Origin of the sequence: Streptomyces aurantiogriseus, assembly GCF_014649375.1 — a bacterium.
GTDB classification, from domain to species: Bacteria; Actinomycetota; Actinomycetes; order Streptomycetales; family Streptomycetaceae; genus Streptomyces; species Streptomyces aurantiogriseus.
Genome location: NZ_BMSX01000020.1, coordinates 125,931 through 143,876 on the forward strand (window position 1 = coordinate 125,931; position 17,946 = coordinate 143,876).

At 72.5% G+C, this 17,946-nt stretch carries 16 protein-coding genes; 7 read left to right on the top strand and 9 right to left on the bottom strand.

Going from position 1 to position 17,946, the window contains the following annotated elements; all coding sequences use genetic code 11:
* Window positions 1–4: 4 nt before the first annotated feature.
* Genes IE263_RS34780 through IE263_RS34790 form a run of 3 tightly spaced genes read left to right on the top strand, consistent with a single transcriptional unit; the run spans window position 5 to window position 5,046 of the window.
* On the top strand, window positions 5–1,018 hold the full coding sequence (locus IE263_RS34780) for a glutamate ABC transporter substrate-binding protein (protein WP_189942097.1): 1,014 nt from the start codon (window positions 5–7) through the stop codon (window positions 1,016–1,018).
* Window positions 1,019–1,078: 60 nt separating this feature from the next.
* Window positions 1,079–2,401: a coiled-coil domain-containing protein gene (locus IE263_RS34785; RefSeq protein ID WP_189942025.1), complete on the top strand. Its 1,323-nt coding sequence runs from the start codon at window positions 1,079–1,081 to the stop codon at window positions 2,399–2,401.
* A 26-nt stretch (window positions 2,402–2,427) separates the two neighbouring features.
* The gene (locus tag IE263_RS34790) at window positions 2,428–5,046 is read left to right on the top strand and encodes a serine/threonine-protein kinase (protein WP_189942026.1); all 2,619 of its coding nucleotides are present in this window, start codon (window positions 2,428–2,430) and stop codon (window positions 5,044–5,046) included.
* Here IE263_RS34790 and IE263_RS50155 read toward each other — a convergent pair.
* Both IE263_RS50155 and IE263_RS48980 read right to left on the bottom strand, forming a co-directional pair.
* A complete protein-coding gene (locus tag IE263_RS50155) occupies window positions 5,022–5,564 on the bottom strand; it encodes a hypothetical protein (RefSeq protein ID WP_189942027.1) in 543 nt (180 codons plus the stop codon). The genes IE263_RS34790 and IE263_RS50155 overlap by 25 nt on opposite strands.
* Window positions 5,565–5,588: 24 nt before the next feature.
* Entirely contained in the window at window positions 5,589–6,053 is a 465-nt protein-coding gene (locus IE263_RS48980; RefSeq protein WP_229911341.1) for a hypothetical protein, read from the bottom strand.
* Here IE263_RS48980 and IE263_RS34800 point away from each other — a divergent pair.
* From IE263_RS34800 to IE263_RS34810, 3 genes are all read left to right on the top strand, one after another.
* Window positions 5,968–7,245, top strand: a complete 1,278-nt coding sequence (locus IE263_RS34800) for a PP2C family protein-serine/threonine phosphatase (RefSeq protein WP_229911337.1) — start codon at window positions 5,968–5,970, stop codon at window positions 7,243–7,245. The two genes, IE263_RS48980 and IE263_RS34800, sit on opposite strands and share 86 nt — an antisense overlap.
* 137 nt (window positions 7,246–7,382) lie before the next feature.
* Complete coding sequence (locus IE263_RS34805; RefSeq protein WP_189942029.1) at window positions 7,383–8,729, top strand: VWA domain-containing protein; 1,347 nt, start codon at window positions 7,383–7,385, stop codon at window positions 8,727–8,729.
* A gap of 58 nt (window positions 8,730–8,787) precedes the next feature.
* A complete protein-coding gene (locus IE263_RS34810; RefSeq protein ID WP_189942030.1) occupies window positions 8,788–10,578 on the top strand; it encodes an FHA domain-containing protein in 1,791 nt (596 codons plus the stop codon).
* A gap of 6 nt (window positions 10,579–10,584) precedes the next feature.
* Here the strand turns inward: IE263_RS34810 and IE263_RS34815 are convergent, their stop codons facing one another.
* Window positions 10,585–11,586, bottom strand: coding sequence for a methyltransferase domain-containing protein (locus IE263_RS34815; protein ID WP_189942031.1), 1,002 nt, complete (start codon window positions 11,584–11,586; stop codon window positions 10,585–10,587).
* 98 nt (window positions 11,587–11,684) lie between these two features.
* Here IE263_RS34815 and IE263_RS34820 point away from each other — a divergent pair, with 98 nt between their 5' ends.
* Window positions 11,685–12,098, top strand: coding sequence for a globin (locus IE263_RS34820; RefSeq protein ID WP_189942032.1), 414 nt, complete (start codon window positions 11,685–11,687; stop codon window positions 12,096–12,098).
* Window positions 12,099–12,212: 114 nt separating this feature from the next.
* Here the strand turns inward: IE263_RS34820 and IE263_RS34825 are convergent, their stop codons facing one another.
* From IE263_RS34825 to IE263_RS34850, 6 genes are all read right to left on the bottom strand, one after another.
* On the bottom strand, window positions 12,213–12,896 hold the full coding sequence (locus IE263_RS34825) for a DUF8185 domain-containing protein (protein WP_189942033.1): 684 nt from the start codon (window positions 12,894–12,896) through the stop codon (window positions 12,213–12,215).
* On the bottom strand, window positions 12,893–13,300 hold the full coding sequence (locus IE263_RS34830; protein ID WP_189942034.1) for an acyl-CoA thioesterase: 408 nt from the start codon (window positions 13,298–13,300) through the stop codon (window positions 12,893–12,895). Before IE263_RS34830 ends, IE263_RS34825 begins: the two co-directional genes overlap by 4 nt.
* 2 nt (window positions 13,301–13,302) lie before the next feature.
* Complete coding sequence (ettA, locus tag IE263_RS34835; protein WP_189942035.1) at window positions 13,303–14,967, bottom strand: energy-dependent translational throttle protein EttA; 1,665 nt, start codon at window positions 14,965–14,967, stop codon at window positions 13,303–13,305.
* A gap of 249 nt (window positions 14,968–15,216) precedes the next feature.
* Window positions 15,217–15,615, bottom strand: coding sequence for a hypothetical protein (locus tag IE263_RS34840; RefSeq protein WP_189942036.1), 399 nt, complete (start codon window positions 15,613–15,615; stop codon window positions 15,217–15,219).
* Between the two features lie 159 nt (window positions 15,616–15,774).
* On the bottom strand, window positions 15,775–17,187 hold the full coding sequence (locus IE263_RS34845; RefSeq protein ID WP_189942037.1) for a thioester domain-containing protein: 1,413 nt from the start codon (window positions 17,185–17,187) through the stop codon (window positions 15,775–15,777).
* Between the two features lie 260 nt (window positions 17,188–17,447).
* The gene (locus IE263_RS34850) at window positions 17,448–17,924 is read right to left on the bottom strand and encodes a single-stranded DNA-binding protein (RefSeq protein WP_189942038.1); all 477 of its coding nucleotides are present in this window, start codon (window positions 17,922–17,924) and stop codon (window positions 17,448–17,450) included.
* Between the last annotated feature and the right edge of the window lie 22 nt (window positions 17,925–17,946).

Below are 17,946 nucleotides of genomic sequence, written 5' to 3' on the forward strand. Positions count from 1 at the left end.
ACGGATGCGGGCCGGCCTGAAGGGCTGGGGCGGAGTCGGTGCGATGGCGGTCGTCTGTGCCCTCGCGCTGGCCTTCGTGCTGCTGCTGCCGTGGGCCCGGTCGCAGGGCGACGGCAGCACCGGCACGGGCGGCCGGGGCGTCGCCGAGGGCACCCCGGCGGCCGACGCGACGTGCAAGAACCCGGAGAAGCAGACGCTGTCGCCGTCGGCGGCGGACGGTCCGACGATCGCCGCGATCAAGGCCCGGCAGGGCGAGAAGCGCAAGCTGATCGTCGGCGTCGACCAGAACAGCTACCGCTGGGGCTACCGCAACCCCAACACGACCGGTGCCGCCCTGGAGGGCTTCGACATCGACCTGGTCCACCGGATCGCCCAGGACATCCTCGGCGACCCGAAGGCCGTGCAGTTCAAGGCGATTCCGACCAACCAGCGCATCCCGGCGATCCAGGAGGGCCGGGTCGACATGGTCGTGCGCACGATGACGATCACCTGCGACCGTGTGAAGGACGTCGCGTTCTCGGCGCCCTACTTCAGGACGGGCCAGCAGGTCCTCGCGCCCAAGTCCTCGACGATCAAGGGCTACGACGACACGCTGGCGAAGAAGAAGGTTTGCACGGCGGCCGGTTCGACCGCCAACACGCAGCTGACCCAGGACCGCAAGGCCGGCAAGCTGCCCGCCGACACGGACATCTCCGTCACCGTCCCCAACCAGCTGGACTGCCTGGTGCGGTTGCAGCTCGGTGAGGTCGACGCGGTCGTCACCGACGGCGCGTTGGCGGCGAGCCAGGCCGCCCAGGACCCGACGGTGGAGCTCAAGGGCGCGCCGTTCACAGCCGAGTACTACGGGGTGGCGATGAAGAAGGACGCCGACGATCTGGTACGTCGGGTCAACCAGATCCTGGTGCAGTACCGCGCGAACGGCTGGCAGGCGTCGTACGACAAGTGGCTGTCGGCCACACTGGGTGAGGACGCGGCGACGTCGAGGCCGCCCGCGCCGCAGTATCTGCGCACGAGTTGACGGACCGACGGGCAGGCGGCGGGCCGAGCGAGAGACCAACACAGCAGCGAGAGGTGATCGATGGGCGTCACGGGACCCCCCGGGCCGGTAATGGACCGGGACGAGGTGGACCGTGCGCTGGCGCGGCTCGGCCAGGAGCACGAGGCGATCGAGACCTCGCTGCTGGCCCTCCAGGACCACGCCGGCCGCAGGCTCCTCGAGGGTGCCGAGCTCACCGGCGTCACCAAGCAGCGCTGGGCGGACACGGAGGCGTCGATCACGCTGCTGTGGGCGTACTTCGACGCGTACACGGACGCGTTGCGCTCCGCCCGTGAGATCCGCTCGCGGCGCCGCTGGTCCAGCCGCGAGGACCTGGTGGAGCTGACGGAGCTGCTGCGCGGCGAGTCCGTCACGGTCGCCGGCTCGGCGCTGGCGGGCGCGCCCACCCTGCACGGCACGGGCAAGCTCAGCCAGAGCTTCTCGCTGACCGCCCTCGTCGACCGGATGAACGAGCTGTACGCCTCGTCGCTGGACATGGTCGTCGCCGCCGACGCGGTGTGGTCGGCGCTGCCCGCCCGGATCGATTTACTGGCCGCGGAGCTGCAGCGCACCCGCCGGCTCGCGCACTCCGTCGGTGTGCGCCCGGGTGAACATCCGGCGGGCGACGACCTGGAGCGCATCACCCGCACCCTGACGCGTCTGCGCGAGCAGGTGGTCTCCGACCCGCTGGCGTTCTGGCTGCCCACGCAGGGCAGTTCGGCGCCGGGCGGCGGCCGCCCGGACACCACGGTCTACGACCGGGAGGCACGCGCCCTGGAGGACGTGCGCCGGGAGATCGACGCCGTACTGACGGTCCGTCAGGACGCCGAGAAGCGGCTGGTGAAGCTGCGGGACGTGCTGTCGCGCGCGGACCGTACGCTCGCCGAGGCGCGAACCGCGCGCGGCGAGGTGCTCGCGAAGATCGCCGCGACGGAGGTGCCGGTCGTCAGCGGACCGCCGACCGCGCTGCAGGAGCAGCTGGCGACGGCCGCCGAGTACCGCAGACAGGCCCAGTGGCACCGCCTGTCCCCGCTCCTGGAGTCCCTGGAGCAGAAGGCGGAGGACGAACTGCTGCGCGCCCGCGAGTCGTTGACCGCGGTCACCGCGCCGCTGGCGGTCCGCGCGGAGCTGCGCGGCCGCCTCGACGCGTACAAGGCGAAGGTCGCCCGGCACGGGCTCGCCGAGGACCCGTTCCTCATCGAGCGCTACGACGCGGCGCGCCGCATGCTGTGGAGCGCGCCCTGCGACCTGCGCGTCGCCGAACAGGCCGTCCTGCGCTACCAGCAGGCGGCCGCCGAGCTGCTCGCCGCCCCGCGCGTGCCGGAGCAGGGCGGGCCTCAGGACCACAGGGGGCCCGGCGCGTGAGCGCCGAAGGGGGAGGGAGTGAGGTCATGAGTCAGGCAGGGCAGTCGTGCCAGCGGCCGGACTGCGACGGGTCGTACGAGGACGTGGGCGGCGGCGAGCTGTACTGCGACACCTGCGGTCTGGCCCCGGTCGTGTCGGCTGGGGGTCCCCCCTCTGGGGGAGGGCTGGTCGGCTCGCCGCCCACCGGGGTGACCGGCGGCGGCCGGGGCTCGGCGGGCAGCGGCAGTTCACGCAGCGCGCGCAGCGCCCGCAGCTCGCGCACGTCCTCGCAGTCGTCGAAGTCGCGCCGCTCGGTGTCGGGCCGGCTCTCGCGGTCGCTGTCGGGCAAGTCGACGGGCCGCTCGGTGTCGGTGCGCAGCTCCGGTTCGTCGGCCAGTTCCTCCGGGCGCGCGCGGCTCGGCGTGGGACTCGTCTCGGTGCCGCAGGTGCCGAAGCCCGACCCGCGCTCGATGGTGCTCTACAACCCCGAGGTGCCCGAGCGCAAGCGGTTCTGCTCACGCTCCGACTGCGGCGGCCCCGTGGGCCGCGCGCGTGGTGACCGCCCCGGGCGCACGGAGGGCTTCTGCACCAAGTGCGGCCACCCGTACTCCTTCGTCCCCAAGCTGAAGGCCGGCGACGTCGTGCACGGCCAGTACGAGGTCGTGGGCTGCCTCGCGCACGGCGGCCTCGGCTGGATCTACCTGGCCGTCGACCGCGCGGTGTCGGACCGCTGGGTGGTGCTGAAGGGCCTCCTGGACACGGGCGACCAGGACGCGATGGCGGCGGCCATCTCCGAACGGCGCTTCCTCGCCGAGATCGAGCACGCCAACATCGTGCGGATCTACAACTTCGTCGAACACCTCGACCAGCGCACGGGCTCGCTCGACGGCTACATCGTCATGGAGTACGTCGGCGGCAAGTCCCTGAAGGAGATCGCCAACGCCCGCCGCACACCCGAGGGCAAGCGGGACCCGCTGCCGGTGGAGCAGGCGTGCGCGTACGGCATCGAGGCCCTGGAGGCGCTCGGCCATCTGCACAGCCGCAACCTGCTGTACTGCGACTTCAAGGTCGACAACGCGATCCAGACCGAGGACCAGCTCAAGCTGATCGACATGGGCGCCGTGCGCCGCATGGACGACGACGAGTCGGCGATCTACGGCACGGTCGGCTACCAGGCGCCGGAGGTCGCCGAGGCCGGCCCGTCGGTCGCGAGCGACCTCTACACGGTCGGCCGCACGCTGGCCGTCCTGACCTTCGACTTCCAGGGCTACACCACCGTCTTCGCCGACTCGCTCCCCGACCCCGACTCCATCGAGGTCTTCCGCCGGTACGAGTCCTTCTACCGGCTCCTGGTCCGCGCCACCGACCCCGACCCGGCCCGCCGCTTCGCCTCCGCGCAGGAGATGGCGGAGCAGCTGACGGGTGTCCTGCGCGAGGTGGTCTCGCTGCAGTCAGGGCGGGCGCGGCCCGCGCTGTCGACGCTGTTCGGGCCCGAAGTGAAGGTCACGGACACGGAGTTGTTCCCGAAGCTCGACGGGGAGGTGTCGCGGCTGGGCGCACGGATCGTCAGGTCGGCGCGGTCCTCGGGCGGTGCGGTCACGGCCGGGGCACCGAACGGCGGGGCCGTCGCGCTGCCGGGTGCGAGAGCCGTGACTGCGCCCGGCGCCGTGACGCTGCCGAGCGCGGGAGCTCTCACGTCGCCGGGTGCCGGTGCCGTCACCCCCGGCCTCGTCAAGCCCGTCAACGCCCCCGCCGCCGCCCTCGCGCTGCCCGTCCCGCACGTCGACCCGGTCGACCCCAACGCGGGCTTCCTGGCGGGCCTGCTGGCCTCCGCACCGGCCGAGCTGATCACGGCGCTCGCCGCCGCGCCGGCGCCGTCCGTCGAGACCCGGCTGCGGCAGATCCGCGCCTGGCTGGAGAACGGCGACTTCGACGCCGCCCTCACATCCCTGGCCGAGCTGGAGGACGAACGGCCCGACGACTGGCGGGTCGTCTGGTACCGGGGAGTGGCCTCGCTGGTCACCGGCGACCAGGAGGGCGCCGCGCTCGCCTTCGACGCGATCTACGACGCCTTCCCGGGGGAGCCCGCGCCCAAGCTGGCCCTCGGCCTGTGCGCGGAGATGCTGGGGCAGTTGGACAACGCCGCCGAGTACTACCGGCTCGTGTGGTCGACCGACCCGAGCTATGTGAGCGCCGCGTTCGGCCTGGCCCGTGTGCAGCTCGCGGCCGGTGACCGCCGAAGTGCCGTACGGACGCTGGAGTCGGTGCCGGAGTCCTCCATCCACTACACGGCGGCCCGGGTCGCGGCCGTCCGCGCCCGGCTCCGGCAACGGACGGCGGCCGCCGCCGACGTACCCTTCCTGGAGGACCTCACCGCCGCCGCGGCGCAGATCGAGGCGCTGGACGCGTACGGGCTGGATCCGACGCGGCGCGAGCAACTGTCGGCAGAAGTCCTCGGCAGCGCCCTGGACTGGATACTCTCCGGTGGCCAGGGCACCGGCCCCGGCACCCGGCGGGCACTGCTCGGCAGCGACCTGGACGAGCGGGGACTCCGCTTCGGCCTGGAGCGTTCGTACCGCACGCTGGCCCGGCTGGCGACCGGCGGTGAGGAGAGGATCGACCTGGTGGAACGTGCCAATCGTTACCGCCCCCGGACGTGGGTGTAGTTGATGTCCCAGATGCCCCGGCAGGCCGCCCTGCCGACCTGCCCGAGCTGCGCGGAGCCGCTCGACGCGGGCGACCGTTTCTGCGGCGCGTGCGGATACGACCTGTCCGCCGTACCACCCCACCCGACCGACAACCCGACCCTCACGATGAACGGCTCGGAGGTGAGCGGAGGGGCTCTGCCGGGCGGGGCTGTCGGCACACCGGCGCCGGGAGCGGTTGCCGGCGCGCCGGTGTCGGGTTCGGTGACCGGCACACCCGGGCCGGGTGCTGCCACAAGCACGCCGGTGCCGGGAGTCGTCGCCGGCGCCTCGGTGCCGGGAGCGGCCACAGGCACGCCGGTGCCCGGAACCGTGACCGGCACGCCCGTGCCCGCTGCAGCGACGGGCACACCGGTGCCGGGAGTGGTTGCCGGCGCCTCGGTGTCGGGTTCGGTGACCGGCATGCCTGCGCCGGTCACGGTGGCCGGTACGCCGACGCCGGGCTCGGTCACCGGCACATCGGTGCCGGGCCAGAGCATCGGCGGGGCTCCGATGGGGGGCTCTCAGATGAGCGGTGCGCCGTTGCCGGGCTCGGGTTTCGGCGCTGCGCCGGTGCCGGGCGTGGACCTGACGGGTACTCCGGTGCCGGGCTCACCGGCGAGCAGTGCGCCGCTCCCGGGCCAGGGTGTGCGCAGCGCCCCGCTGCCGGGCGCGGACATGAGCGGTGCACCGGCACCGGGCTCGCCGTTCAGCGGCACCCCGACGCCGAGCGCGGACGCCAGCGGTGCGCACGCTCCCGGCCCGGGCTTCACTGGAACGCCGGTGCCGCGCGCGGACATGAGCGGTGCACCGGCACCGGGCTCGCCGTTCAGCGGCACCCCGACGCCGAGCGCGGACGCCAGCGGTGCGCACACTCCCGGCCCGGGCTTCACCGGAACGCCGGTGCCGGGCGCGGACGGCTCGGGTGCGCACACTCCCGGCCCGGGCTTCACCAACGCCCCGACGCCGGGCGCGGACGCCAGTGGCACGCCCGCGACGGGTCCCGGCTTCGGCGGTGCGCCGGTGCCCGGCCCGGGCGTCGGTGGCGGGCACCTGCCGCCCGCGCCCGCCGCGGCTCACCTGCCTCCGGGCAGCCCCGAGCCTCCCGGCGGCGGCCCTGTGCCGCCCGGGGCCCCTGTCCCTCCCCCGCCCCCCGGTGCCCCCGCCTCCGGTGTCCGGTTCGATCGGCCGGCGGAGCCCGAGGAGTATCCGTTGCAGGCGCCCGACCCGCGGGTGGCCGCCGAGGCCGCGGCGGTCGCGGAGACCGCCAAGGTGTGCGTGGCCTGCCGTGCGGGACGGGTCGACGACGACGGTTACTGCGAGAACTGCGGGCACGCCCAGCCGCGCGAACGCGACCACATGGAGCAGGAGTCGGGCCCCGTGGCCGCCGTCAGCGACCGCGGCCTGCGTCACCACCGCAACGAGGACGCCTTCGGCATCGGCCACACCGCGCTGCCCGACGGCTCCCCCGCGCTCGTGGCGATCGTCTGCGACGGCGTGTCCTCCGCGACCCGCCCGGACGAGGCCTCACTGGCCGCCTCCCGGGCGGCGAGCCAGTCGCTGCTGACGGCCCTGCCGCAGGGCACGCACCCGCAGCAGGCCATGCACGAGGCGATCGTCGCCGCCTCGCACGCGGTCAACGCGCTCGCCGGGGAGCCCGCCACCGCCCGCGAACACGCCCCGCACCAGAACGCCCCCGCCTGCACCCTCGTCGGCGCGGTCGTCACCGCCGGCCTGCTGGTCGTCGGCTGGGTCGGCGACAGCCGCGTCTACTGGGTCCCGGCGGACCGCGGTTCAGCGCCGGCCCGGCTCACCGAGGACGACTCCTGGGCCGCCCAGATGGTCGCCGCGGGCCTGATGAACGAGGCGGAGGCCTACGCCGACGACCGCGCCCACGCGATCACCGGCTGGCTCGGTGCCGACGCCTACGAACTGGAGCCGCACACCGCGTCCTTCAAGCCGGACCGCCCGGGTGTGGTGGTCGTCTGCACCGACGGCCTGTGGAACTACGCGGAGGCGGCCGAGGAGATGGCCGAGGCGCTCCCCCTCGACGCCGCCGTACGGCCGCTGCACGGCGCCCGGGTGCTCGTCGGGCACGCGCTGGACGGCGGCGGGCACGACAACGTAACAGTGGCGGTCCTGCCGTTCCCCGCCCCCGCGCAGGGGGCAGGATCGGCCTGAGGCCACACGAACCTGAGGCCCCACAGAGCCGTACAACGCACGTCGCACACGGGGAAGCAGCGGCGGACCGGAGGGGACCGGTCCGTCCACCGTCATCACCCACGACCGTGGGGGTTTCAAGGGGGATTTGAGTAGGTATGGCCAATTTCTCGAAGTCGAACGTGCCGCAGTTCTCGGTGGACGTCTACCAGAACGAGTACCTGCCGGAAGGCGGCCGCGAGGTCAACGCGATCGTGACGGTCACCGCCACCGGCGGCGGCACGATCGGCAGCGCCGTCGCCGCACCGCACCTGTACGCGCCGGGCCAGGGCCCGTCCGCGGCCGTGGCGATCATGGTCGACTGTTCGGGCTCGATGGACTACCCGCCCACCAAGATGCGCAACGCCCGCGACGCCACGGCCGCCGCCATCGACACCCTGCGCGACGGCGTGCACTTCGCGGTGATCGACGGCACCCACGTGGCCAAGGAGGTCTACCCGGGCGGCGGGCACCTCGCGGTCGCCGACGCCACGACCCGCGAGCAGGCCAAGCAGGCCCTGCGCCGGCTCAGCGCGGGTGGCGGCACGGCGATCGGCACCTGGCTGCGCCTGGCCGACCGGCTGCTGTCCACCGCCGACGTCGCCATCCGCCACGGCATCCTGCTCACCGACGGCCGCAACGAGCACGAGTCGCCGCAGGACCTCAAGGCCGCCCTGGACTCCTGCGCCGGCCGTTTCACCTGTGACGCCCGCGGCGTGGGCACCGACTGGGAAGTGAAAGAAGTCACAGGGATCGCCTCGGCGCTGCTCGGCACCGCCGACATCGTCGCCGACCCGGCCGGCCTCGCCGCCGACTTCACGCAGATGATGGAGACGGCGATGGGCAAGGAGGTCGCGGACGTCGCCCTCCGGCTGTGGACCCCGGTCGGCACCGGCATCAAGTTCGTCAAGCAGGTCGCCCCGACCGTCGAGGAGTTGACCGACCGCCGTATCGAGTCCGGCCCGCGTTCCGGGGACTACCCCACCGGTTCCTGGGGCGACGAGTCCCGTGACTACCACGTCTGCGTCGAGGTCCCGGCCGCGAACATCGGCCAGGAGATGCTGGCGGCCCGCGTCTCGCTGGTCGTCCCGCAGCCCGACAGCAGCGTGCAGAACCTGGGCGCCCAGGGCCTCGTACGGGCCGTGTGGACCGACGACATGGCCGCCTCCACCTCGATCAACCCGCAGGTCGCGCATTACACCGGGCAGGCCGAACTGGCCCAGGTCATCCAACAGGGGCTGGACCTTCGCAAAGCGGGCGATATGGATGGAGCAACGGCCAAACTGGGCCGGGCCGTTCAGCTCGCGAGTGTCTCCGGGAACGCCGATACTGCGAAACTGCTTGCGAAGGTGGTGGACGTGGTCGATGCCGTGACAGGTACTGTGCGACTGAAGGCGAAGGTCGCGGAGGCAGACGAGATGACCCTCGAGACCCGGTCCACAAAGACAGTTCGTGTAAAGAAGTGACCTAGTAGGACCCCAGCAGGCCCCTGTAGGACACCGAAGGAGAGGGGGACGCGCCGACATGCCGACCTGCCCGAACGGACACCAGTCGGGTTCCGACGACTGGTGCGAGGTCTGCGGTCACCGCATGGCCGGTGCCGTACCGCCGCCCCCTCCCCCGCCGCCGACGGCCGGCGGAGGATACGGCTTCCCGCCGCCCCCGCCCGGCCCCGGCGGCCGTCCCGACGGCCGCCACCTGTCCGCCGTACCGGACGCCGAGCCCCAGCTGTGCCCGCAGTGCCGTACGCCCCGTGAGGGCGGTGCGCCGTTCTGCGAGGAGTGCCGGTGGAACTTCCTGACGAACACGGCGACCTCGTACACCCCGGCAGCCCCGCGCCCGCCGGCACCCGGCCCGGGACCGTCGGGTCCCGGGGGACCCGGTGGTCCCGGCGGGGGGCCTGGCGGTCCGGGCGGCCCGGGCGCGCGGTTCCAGCCGCCGCCCCCGTCCTTCGGCGGCAGCGACTCCTTCGAGTACCAGAGCTCCCGCCCGTCCCAGGTGAACCGCCCCGCCGAACCCATCCCGCCGGGCCCGCCGTTCGGCAGCGAGCCGTCCCGGCCTTCGGGTCCGGGCGGTCAGGGTGGCCCGTTCGGACGGGAGCAGGGCGGTCCCGGTGGCGGACAGCAGCCCTTCGGACGTGAGCCCGGCGGTCCGGGCGGTCAGGGTGGCCCGTTCGGACGGGAACAGGGCGCTCCCGGTGGCGGACAGCAGCCCTTCGGACGTGAGCCCGGCGGCCCGGGCGGTCAGGGTGGCCCGTTCGGACGGGAGCAGGGCGGTCCCGGTGGCGGACAGCAGCCCTTCGGACGTGAGCCCGGCGGCCCGGGCGGTGGGCAGCCGTTCGGGCGTGAGCCCGGCGGCCCGGGCAGCACCGCCGGCGGTCCGTCGGACCCGGGTGGTCCGGTCGGTGGCCCGGCCGCGGGTGCCTTCGGTGGACCGTCGGGTGGGCCCGGCGACCCCTTCGGACGCAGCCCGTCCTCCGGGCCGTCCGGTGACCCCTTCCGGCGCGAGCCCGCCGGCCCCGGCGGCCGTCCGCCCGGCCCGCCCGGATCCGCCCCGTCGGGTCCCGGCGGCCCGGGTGGTCCCAGTGGCTCCTCCGGCTTCGGTGGCGACCCCTCACGGCCGGCCCCGCCGCCGCCCGGCGGCCCCGGTGGCCCTGGCGGTACGGCTCCGGGCGCACCCCAGGCCTTCCAGCCGTCCGCCCCGCCCGGCTACCCGCAGCCCGGCGGCACCCAGGCCCCGCCCCCGCCCGGCCCGTCCTTCGGCGGCACCGACGACGACTGGGTGATCTCCCCGCCGTCGAACACCGCTCCCGGCGGTCCCGGCGGCGCCCAGGGCGGCGGCTACGGCTACCCGCAGCCCGGTGCCACCCAGGCCCCGCCCCCGCCCGGCCCGGCGTTCCCGCAGCAGCCGGCGACCTGGACGGTGACGATAGGCCCGGACCGCGATTACTTCATGGCGATGATGCAGCGCTCCGGCCCCGAGGCCACGGGGCTGAACCTGCCCGCGTACTCCCCGGAGCAGCAGCGCACGCTGACCGGCAACCAGATCACCATCGGCCGCCGCCGTCACTCCACCGGCGAGACCCCCGACATCGACCTGTCGGTGCCGCCGGAGGACCCGGGCGTCTCGCACCAGCACGCGGTGCTGGTGCAGCAGCCGGACGGCAGCTGGGCGGTCGTCGACCAGAACTCGACGAACGGCACGACGGTCAACGGCTCGGACGAACCGATCCAGCCCTTCGTGCCGGTGCCGCTGCAGGACGGCGACCGGGTCCACGTCGGCGCGTGGACGACGATCACGGTCCGCCGCGGCTAGGCACGGCTAGGCCTTACCCGACGAGCCCGGAAGGGGCCAGGCGTAAGGCCCTTCCGGGTCGTCCAGCCACGCCCACGCGTGCTCGCCGCCGACGGTGATGCCGTACCGCTCCCGTCCGGGCCGTTCCTCCCGCTCCCACATCGCGTGCGCCTCCTGCGGGTCGAGGGTGCCCCGGGTCAGCGCCAGCAGGAACCGGAACAGGTCGCTCGCCCTGGCCCGCTGCGGCACCCCGCCCAGCGCCACCGGCTCCGGCTCGGGCCGGTCCGCGCCGCGCAACGGCACGAAGTAGGCGGGGGTGTGCAGGAAGTTCCCCTCGGCGTGCTCGGCGTCCCGCACCGTCAGCGCGACCAGACCGGTGGCCAGCGGTGTCAGGATCCGGGCGCCCGGGCGGCACTGGGCGAGCCAGGCGCGCGGGACCGACGCCAGCTGACAGGTCGCGATGATCCGGTCGAACGGCGCCCGCTCCGGCACCCCGCGCGCCCCGTCCCCCGTGACGACGACGGGGTGGTACCCGGCGGCCGCGAGATGCCGCCGGGCGGACTCGGTGATCTCCGGATCCAGGTCCACGGTGGTGACCTGCTCGTCGCCGAGCCGGTACGACAGCAGCGCCGCGTTGTATCCCGTGCCGGCGCCGATCTCCAGCACCCGGTTCCCCTTCTCCACCCGCAGCTCGACCAGCATCAGGGCCATCAGCGAGGGCTGGCTGCTGGAGGAGAGCAGCTCACCGTCCCGCAGCCGGGTCGCCAGCGGGGTGTCCTCGTACGCACCGGTGATCCAGCGCTCCCTGGTCCGCGGATCGGGGCTCTCCCCCCAGCGCCGCTCGTATCCCCCGGCACCGCTCACGTAGTAGTACGGCACGAAGAGATGACGTGGCACGGCCGCGAAGGCCTCCGTCCACCCCGGGTCGGCGGCGAAGGCCCCGCTCGCCTCGATCTCCCGCACCAGCGCCGCCCGCGCCGAGGCGGCGAGGTCCTCCAGGTCCTTGTCGGGAGCGCGCTGTGTACTCATGACTCCACTGTGCTGCGGGACGCGACGGGAGGCGAGTGCCGCAGGCCTCGGGACCGAGGGTCCTAAGCCTGCAGTCCTCGGTCTCCGCGTCTGAGAGCATGGAGGACGTGAAAGAGATTCGGCGCGGCACGCTTCAGGAGCAGACCTTCTACGAGCAGGTCGGCGGGGAGGAGACCTTCCGCCGGCTGGTCCACCGTTTCTACGAGGGGGTCGCCGAGGACCCGATCCTGCGGCCCATGTATCCCGAGGAGGACCTGGGCCCGGCCGAGGAGCGCCTGGTCCTGTTCCTGATCCAGTACTGGGGCGGTCCGACGACGTACAGCGACAACCGCGGCCACCCCCGGCTGCGCATGCGGCACGCCCCCTTCACCGTGGACCGGGCGGCGCACGACGCCTGGCTGAAGCACATGCGGGACGCGGTGGACGAGCTCGGTCTCTCCGAGGAGCACGAGCAGACGCTGTGGAACTACCTGACGTACGCGGCCGCGTCGATGGTGAACACCCCGGACTGACCCGGAACCGTGCCGGACAGGCCCGTGAGCTTGGGGCCTGTGTGGGGGGCTTGCGGGGGCCCGTGTGGGGGGGCTTGCGTGGGGGCCTGTGTGGGGGCTTGTGGGGGAGGTTGCTCAGCGCACGCTGAGATCGAGCCCCCCGAGCCCCGTTCCCCGCCGCACGGCGATCGACCCGTACGCGGTCCGCAGCCGCAGCCACGCCCCCGAGGAGAACAGCCCGGCGTCCTGGGGCGCGGCAGCGGTCGGTCGCAGGAAGCCCAGGGACTGGGCCGCGTGCACGGCCCGCACGGGCAGGCCGGTGTCCCCGACCGTCCGGGACCAGATCTCCCGCCCGATCCGGTCGAGTTCGGCGCGCGTCCGCCGCTCGGGCGCCAGCTCCTCGGTACGGCGCCGGAACTCGGCGACCGCCGCGCCGACCATCGCCCGCAGCGCGTCCGGTGCCGGCAGCCCCGCCTCGGGCCGCCAGCCGCCGCGCGGCGGCAGCACGCCCGCCCACGGCGGCCCGGTCACCGCGCCGGGCACGGCGGCCGTCGCCGCCGTCTCGTCCACGCTCTCCAGCAGCTCACCGGCGGACACGGTCACGTCCAGCGTGACGTCGAGCCCGTTCTCGTACGGCTTGGCCAGCCGCACCGCCCGGATCGCCAGGACCTCGAAGGACGGCGGCCGCCCGAAGACGGCCAGCGCGGTGCCGGCCGCCTGCAGCCGGACCGCGGCTCCACGGTCGTAGTGGAGCAGCCGGGAGAGGAAGGCCGCGAGGTCCGCCGCCTCCCCCTCGTCGGCGAGGTGGAGCACCGTCATGCGGCGACGGCCTCCTTGTCGTCCCGGTACTCCTCCAGGAACGCGCGCTCCTCGTCAGTGATCCGACGGGGCCGCTGCGCCGCGAAGTCGAACGGCACTATCACCGTCGAGGCGCGGACGTAGACCTGGTCGCCGTCCTTCACCTCGTAGGCGATGGTGAAGGACGCCGCCCTTATCTCCGTGACCCACAGCTCGATGTCCACGGGACGGTGCCGGTGGACGAGCTGCCGCTTGTAGTCGATCTCGTGGCGCGCCACCACGGACCCCTGCTTGAAGTCCTTCTCCGGGCGGAACAGGAAGTCGATACGGGCTTCCTCCAGGTACCGGAGGAAGACCACGTTGTTGACGTGGCCGTACGCGTCCATGTCCGCCCAGCGCAGTGGGCAGCGGTAGATGTGCCGCAAGATCAGCCCCGGGTCAGCTTCTTGTAGGTGGCACGGTGCGGACGCGCGGCGTCCGGCCCCAGCCGCTCGATCTTGTTCTTCTCGTACGACTCGAAGTTGCCCTCGAACCAGAACCACTTGGAGTCACCCTCGTAGGCGAGGATGTGCGTGGCGACGCGGTCGAGGAACCAGCGGTCGTGGGAGACGACCACGGCGCACCCGGGGAACTCCAGCAGCGCGTTCTCCAGGCTGCTGAGGGTCTCGACGTCGAGGTCGTTGGTCGGCTCGTCGAGGAGCAGCAGGTTGCCGCCCTGCTTGAGGGTGAGCGCGAGGTTCAGGCGGTTGCGCTCACCACCGGAGAGGATCCCGGCCGGCTTCTGCTGGTCGGGGCCCTTGAACCCGAAGGCGGAGACGTACGCCCGCGAGGGCATCTCGACCTGACCCACGTTGATGTAGTCGAGCTCGTCGGAGACCACGGCCCACAGGGTCTTCTTCGGGTCGATGTTCTCGCGGCTCTGGTCGACGTACGAGATCTTGACGGTCTCGCCGACCTTGATGTCGCCGGAGTCCGGGGTCTCCAGACCCTGGATCATCTTGAAGAGGGTGGTCTTGCCGGCGCCGTTGGGGCCGATGACCCCGACGATCCCGTTGCGCGGCAGCGTGAAGGAGAGGTCGTCGATGAGGACCTTCTCGCCGAACGCCTTGTTGAGCTGGCTGACCTCGACGACGACGTTGCCCAGGCGCGGGCCCGGCGGGATCTGGATCTCCTCGAAGTCCAGCTTCCGCATCTTCTCGGCCTCGGCGGCCATCTCCTCGTAGCGGGCGAGACGGGCCTTGGACTTGGCCTGACGCCCCTTGGCGTTGGACCGCACCCACTCCAGCTCTTCCTTGAGCCGCTTCTGCCGCTTGGCGTCCTTCTGGCCCTCGACCTTGAGACGGGTGGCCTTGGTCTCCAGGTACGTGGAGTAGTTGCCCTCGTACGGGTAGGCACGGCCGCGGTCGAGCTCGAGGATCCACTCGGCGACGTTGTCGAGGAAGTACCGGTCGTGGGTGATCGCCACGACGGTGCCCGGGTACTTGGCCAGGTGCTGCTCCAGCCAGTTCACGGACTCGGCGTCGAGGTGGTTGGTGGGCTCGTCGAGGAGCAGCAGGTCGGGCTGTTCCAGCAGCAGCTTGCAGAGCGCGACGCGGCGCTTCTCACCACCGGAGAGGTTGACGACGGGCCAGTCGCCGGGCGGGCAGCCCAGGGCGTCCATGGCCTGCTCCAGCTGGGCGTCGAGGTCCCACGCGTTGGCGTGGTCGAGCTCCTCCTGCAGCTTGCCCATCTCGTCGAGGAGCGCGTCGGAGTAGTCGGTGGCCATCAGCTCGGCGATCTCGTTGAACCGGTCGAGCTTGCCCTTGATCTCGGCGACACCCTCCTGGACGTTCTCCAGGACGGTCTTCTCCTCGTTCAGCGGGGGTTCCTGCAGCAGGATGCCGACGCTGTAGCCCGGCGACAGGAACGCGTCTCCGTTCGACGGCTGCTCGATCCCCGCCATGATCTTCAGAACGGTCGACTTACCGGCACCGTTCGGGCCGACCACACCGATCTTCGCGCCGGGCAGGAAGTTCAGCGAGACGTCGTCAAGGATCACCTTGTCGCCGTGTGCCTTGCGCGTCTTGCGCATGGTGTAGATGTACTCAGCCAAGAGAAACCGTCCGGCAGCTTGAAATCTGGCAGTGGGCAGATACACCCCATCTTGCCGGACGGCTACCCCTCGGGGGAAACCCGTTCGGCGAGCGGGCTCTGACCTGGGGTTTCGCTGATCGCTGCGGTGGGTCGGCTGTCGCTGTCGGACGCCATCGAGTGACGCCGGGGGCGTCGGACGGCCCAGGGAGGGCTTCGGGTCGGCCGCCCATCACTGCCCGGACGGCCGACCCGACGGACCAGCACCTTCTCAGAACACGTCCTGGTCGACGGTGATCTTCAGAGTGCCGCTGCCCAGGGCGCTGACGTCGGCCGAGATCCCGGGCGCGACGGTGATGCTCGCGCTGCCGCCGCCGGAGAACTCCAGGGTGGCGTCGGTGTTGTTGGTCACCGCGCTGACTGCCGACACCTGGACACCGGTGTCCACGGTGGTGCCGACGGAGAGCTGGGCGCCGGGAATGGTGATCGAGCCGCCGACGGACAGACGGATGGTCACCGAACCGGTCACGGCCGCGGCTGACTGCGTGCTGACGCTCGTCATCGCGTGGGTCGGGGCTGCCGAGGCGCCTGGCTGGAGGGCGATCAGACTGCCGGCGGCCACAAGGGCGACAGCGGCGATCTTGGCTGCGAGGCGATGAGTCGGACGCATGGAAACCTCCATGACAGAAGAGACATCTGTTCCCCAGAACCGCGGCCGCGCCTGGCTGATCGCTCTTTACGTAACCGTATGCAGCGTTGCGGACGCAATGCGACTAATCACCCTCGCGGGGGGTGACTACGGCGGGGCGGCTCCAGGCCACCCCACCGGCTATCCCTGCGCCCCGTTCTCCTTACGTCCCACCAGCAACAGAACCGCTCCGCCGATCACCACCAGCCCGATCGCCGTGCCCGCGATGAGCGGGGTCGCGTCGGAGCTGCCCGTCGTGGCGAGGTTCGTGCCCGTGGCGGACGCGCCGCCCACCGTGGCCGGGCTCGGTTCGGCGAGGGTCTGGGTGGTCAGGGCGCTCCCGTCGCCCTGGGTGTGGCAGTCGAGGACGCCGGTGAAGCGGGTTCCGGTGCCCTGGGGGCCGTTGATGGTGAAGTCGTAGGCCTGGTCCTCCTGGAGGGGGATCGTCACCGTGCGGGAGGTGCCGGCCGGGATGCTGTGCTCGATGCCCATCAGGTCGAAGGTGAAGGCCTCGTCGCCCTGGTTGGCCGCGGTGATGTCCAGGCCGCTCCCGGCGCAGTTCTTCGCCGCGGACAGTGCCGGTATGGCGCCCTTCGCCGCCCAGGTCGCGGTGGCCGTCGCGGACACGGTGGACTCGCTGGAGCCGGCCAGGATCTGCGTCTGGCTGCGGCTCTCGGAGGTGAAGGCGCGGCCGACGGGGACGGTGGTCGAGGCCTGGACGGTCAGCTCGGCCGAACCGGCCGCGGCGTCGGCGGGCACGTCGAAGAACAGCTGGCTGCCGTCCGTCGCGGACGTGACGTCCTTGCCGTCCTTGCCGACGATCCGCACTCCGCTGATGGCGGCGTCCAGCGGCGGCGCGACCGTGACCGCGCTCGCGTCGGTGCGTACCGTCACCGGGCCGAGCAGTTCGCCCGGGCGGCCGGAGACCGCCGCCCCTTCGAGGGTGAGTGACGCCCTGGGCTCCGCCACGTCGCGGGCGGAGTTCTGGAGGTAGTCCGCGAGCCGCTCGGCCTGCGGGTCGACGGCGTCGACGTCCGCGCCGTCGGAGTAGCGCCAGATGGCCACCTGGGTGCCGGCCGCCGCGTCCTGCTCGGTGAGGCCGCCGACGATGCCGGCCTTCTTCGCCAGCGTGGCGAGGTCGTTGACCTGCGGGTAGGAGTTCTGCAGGATCCAACGGATCCTGCCCGCGTTCTTGTTGACGCCCAGCGAGGTGCCGCTCCACGGCGCCTCGTGGTACTTGGCGTCCTTCTGCGTGGGGTTGTGGAGGTCGACGCAGTAGGTCTGCAGGGTGCCGCCGCCCTCGACGGACATCTCGAACAGGCCCGCCGAGACCGTCTGGTCCCCGCTGTCGTCGTGGATCACGGCGGCGCCGTATGTCTTGAGGCCGCCTATGGTCGCCGTTGCTCCGCCCTGGCTCTGTGCCGTCCCGTCGGCGACGGCCGTGCCCGCGGTGGAGACGACGGCGGCGACGACGAGTCCGGACACCAGCGTTCCGGCGGCGAGGCGGACTGCCCCTCGCCTGCGCGTGAACGGCGCGGAGAACGAAGAAATCACGCAATTCCCCTTCGAGCAGGACCGGTTGACGTGGGGGGTGCGGTCCCACCAGCAGAATCAAAAAGCCCCGAGAGCCACGTCGGCATCCTAGAGACGCGGGCGCACCAGGCTTCCCGGTCAGGTCATCCGATGGACGATCCGACTCGGAATCGTTATCCCAAGATCGCCCACGAGCTGGGCTTATCGACAAATCCACCGGGGTGCTCGGGGCGGATCCGCCGATAAGCCGTCCTTCGGTCAGACGTCGGCACTTTCTGACATCACGTCACCGCTGCCGGTTCGCGTCGCTGTGCGGTGTCCGGCTCCACTGAATCCGCGGCCGGTGTCTCCCAGTTGGGCTCGGGCTGCGGCGGCGAGCCGGCGGCCGTCGGCTCGGAGCGGCCCGTGCGGCGGAAGGCGGACGTGCCCCGCGCGAGGTCGTGACCGATCGACACGGCGTCGATGTCCGCCGACGTCCAGCTCTGCTGCCCCTCGCGCACGTCCGTGCGCACCTTCAGCCTGCCCTGCACGATCACGGGGTCCCCGACGTTCAGCGAGGCCGCCGCGTTGGTGGCCAGCTGCCGGTTGGCCCACACCGTGAAGAAGTTGGTGTGCCCGTCGGTCCAGGTGTTCTTCTCGCGGTCCCAGTAACGCGAGGTCACCGCCAGCCGGAACCTCGCCGACGCGCCCGCCGACAGCTCCCGGAACACCGGCTGCGTCGCCACGTTCCCCACCGCGCACACCATCGTCTCGTTCATCGTGAACCCCTCCCTCTGCCCG

What these genes read in the sequence shown, in the direction of transcription:
- IE263_RS34780 (WP_189942097.1), top strand. Translation starts at nt 5, where the DNA reads ATGCGGGCCGGCCTGAAGGGCTGGGGCGGAGTCGGTGCGATGGCGGTC.
- IE263_RS34785 (WP_189942025.1), top strand. Translation starts at nt 1,079, where the DNA reads ATGGGCGTCACGGGACCCCCCGGGCCGGTAATGGACCGGGACGAGGTG.
- IE263_RS34790 (WP_189942026.1), top strand. Translation starts at nt 2,428, where the DNA reads ATGAGTCAGGCAGGGCAGTCGTGCCAGCGGCCGGACTGCGACGGGTCG.
- IE263_RS50155 (WP_189942027.1), bottom strand. Translation starts at nt 5,564, where the DNA reads ATGCTCTGGCCCGGCACCGATGTGCCGGTGACCGAGCCCGGCGTCGGC.
- IE263_RS34805 (WP_189942029.1), top strand. Translation starts at nt 7,383, where the DNA reads ATGGCCAATTTCTCGAAGTCGAACGTGCCGCAGTTCTCGGTGGACGTC.
- IE263_RS34810 (WP_189942030.1), top strand. Translation starts at nt 8,788, where the DNA reads ATGCCGACCTGCCCGAACGGACACCAGTCGGGTTCCGACGACTGGTGC.
- IE263_RS34815 (WP_189942031.1), bottom strand. Translation starts at nt 11,586, where the DNA reads ATGAGTACACAGCGCGCTCCCGACAAGGACCTGGAGGACCTCGCCGCC.
- IE263_RS34820 (WP_189942032.1), top strand. Translation starts at nt 11,685, where the DNA reads ATGGAGGACGTGAAAGAGATTCGGCGCGGCACGCTTCAGGAGCAGACC.
- IE263_RS34825 (WP_189942033.1), bottom strand. Translation starts at nt 12,896, where the DNA reads ATGACGGTGCTCCACCTCGCCGACGAGGGGGAGGCGGCGGACCTCGCG.
- IE263_RS34840 (WP_189942036.1), bottom strand. Translation starts at nt 15,615, where the DNA reads ATGCGTCCGACTCATCGCCTCGCAGCCAAGATCGCCGCTGTCGCCCTT.
- IE263_RS34850 (WP_189942038.1), bottom strand. Translation starts at nt 17,924, where the DNA reads ATGAACGAGACGATGGTGTGCGCGGTGGGGAACGTGGCGACGCAGCCG.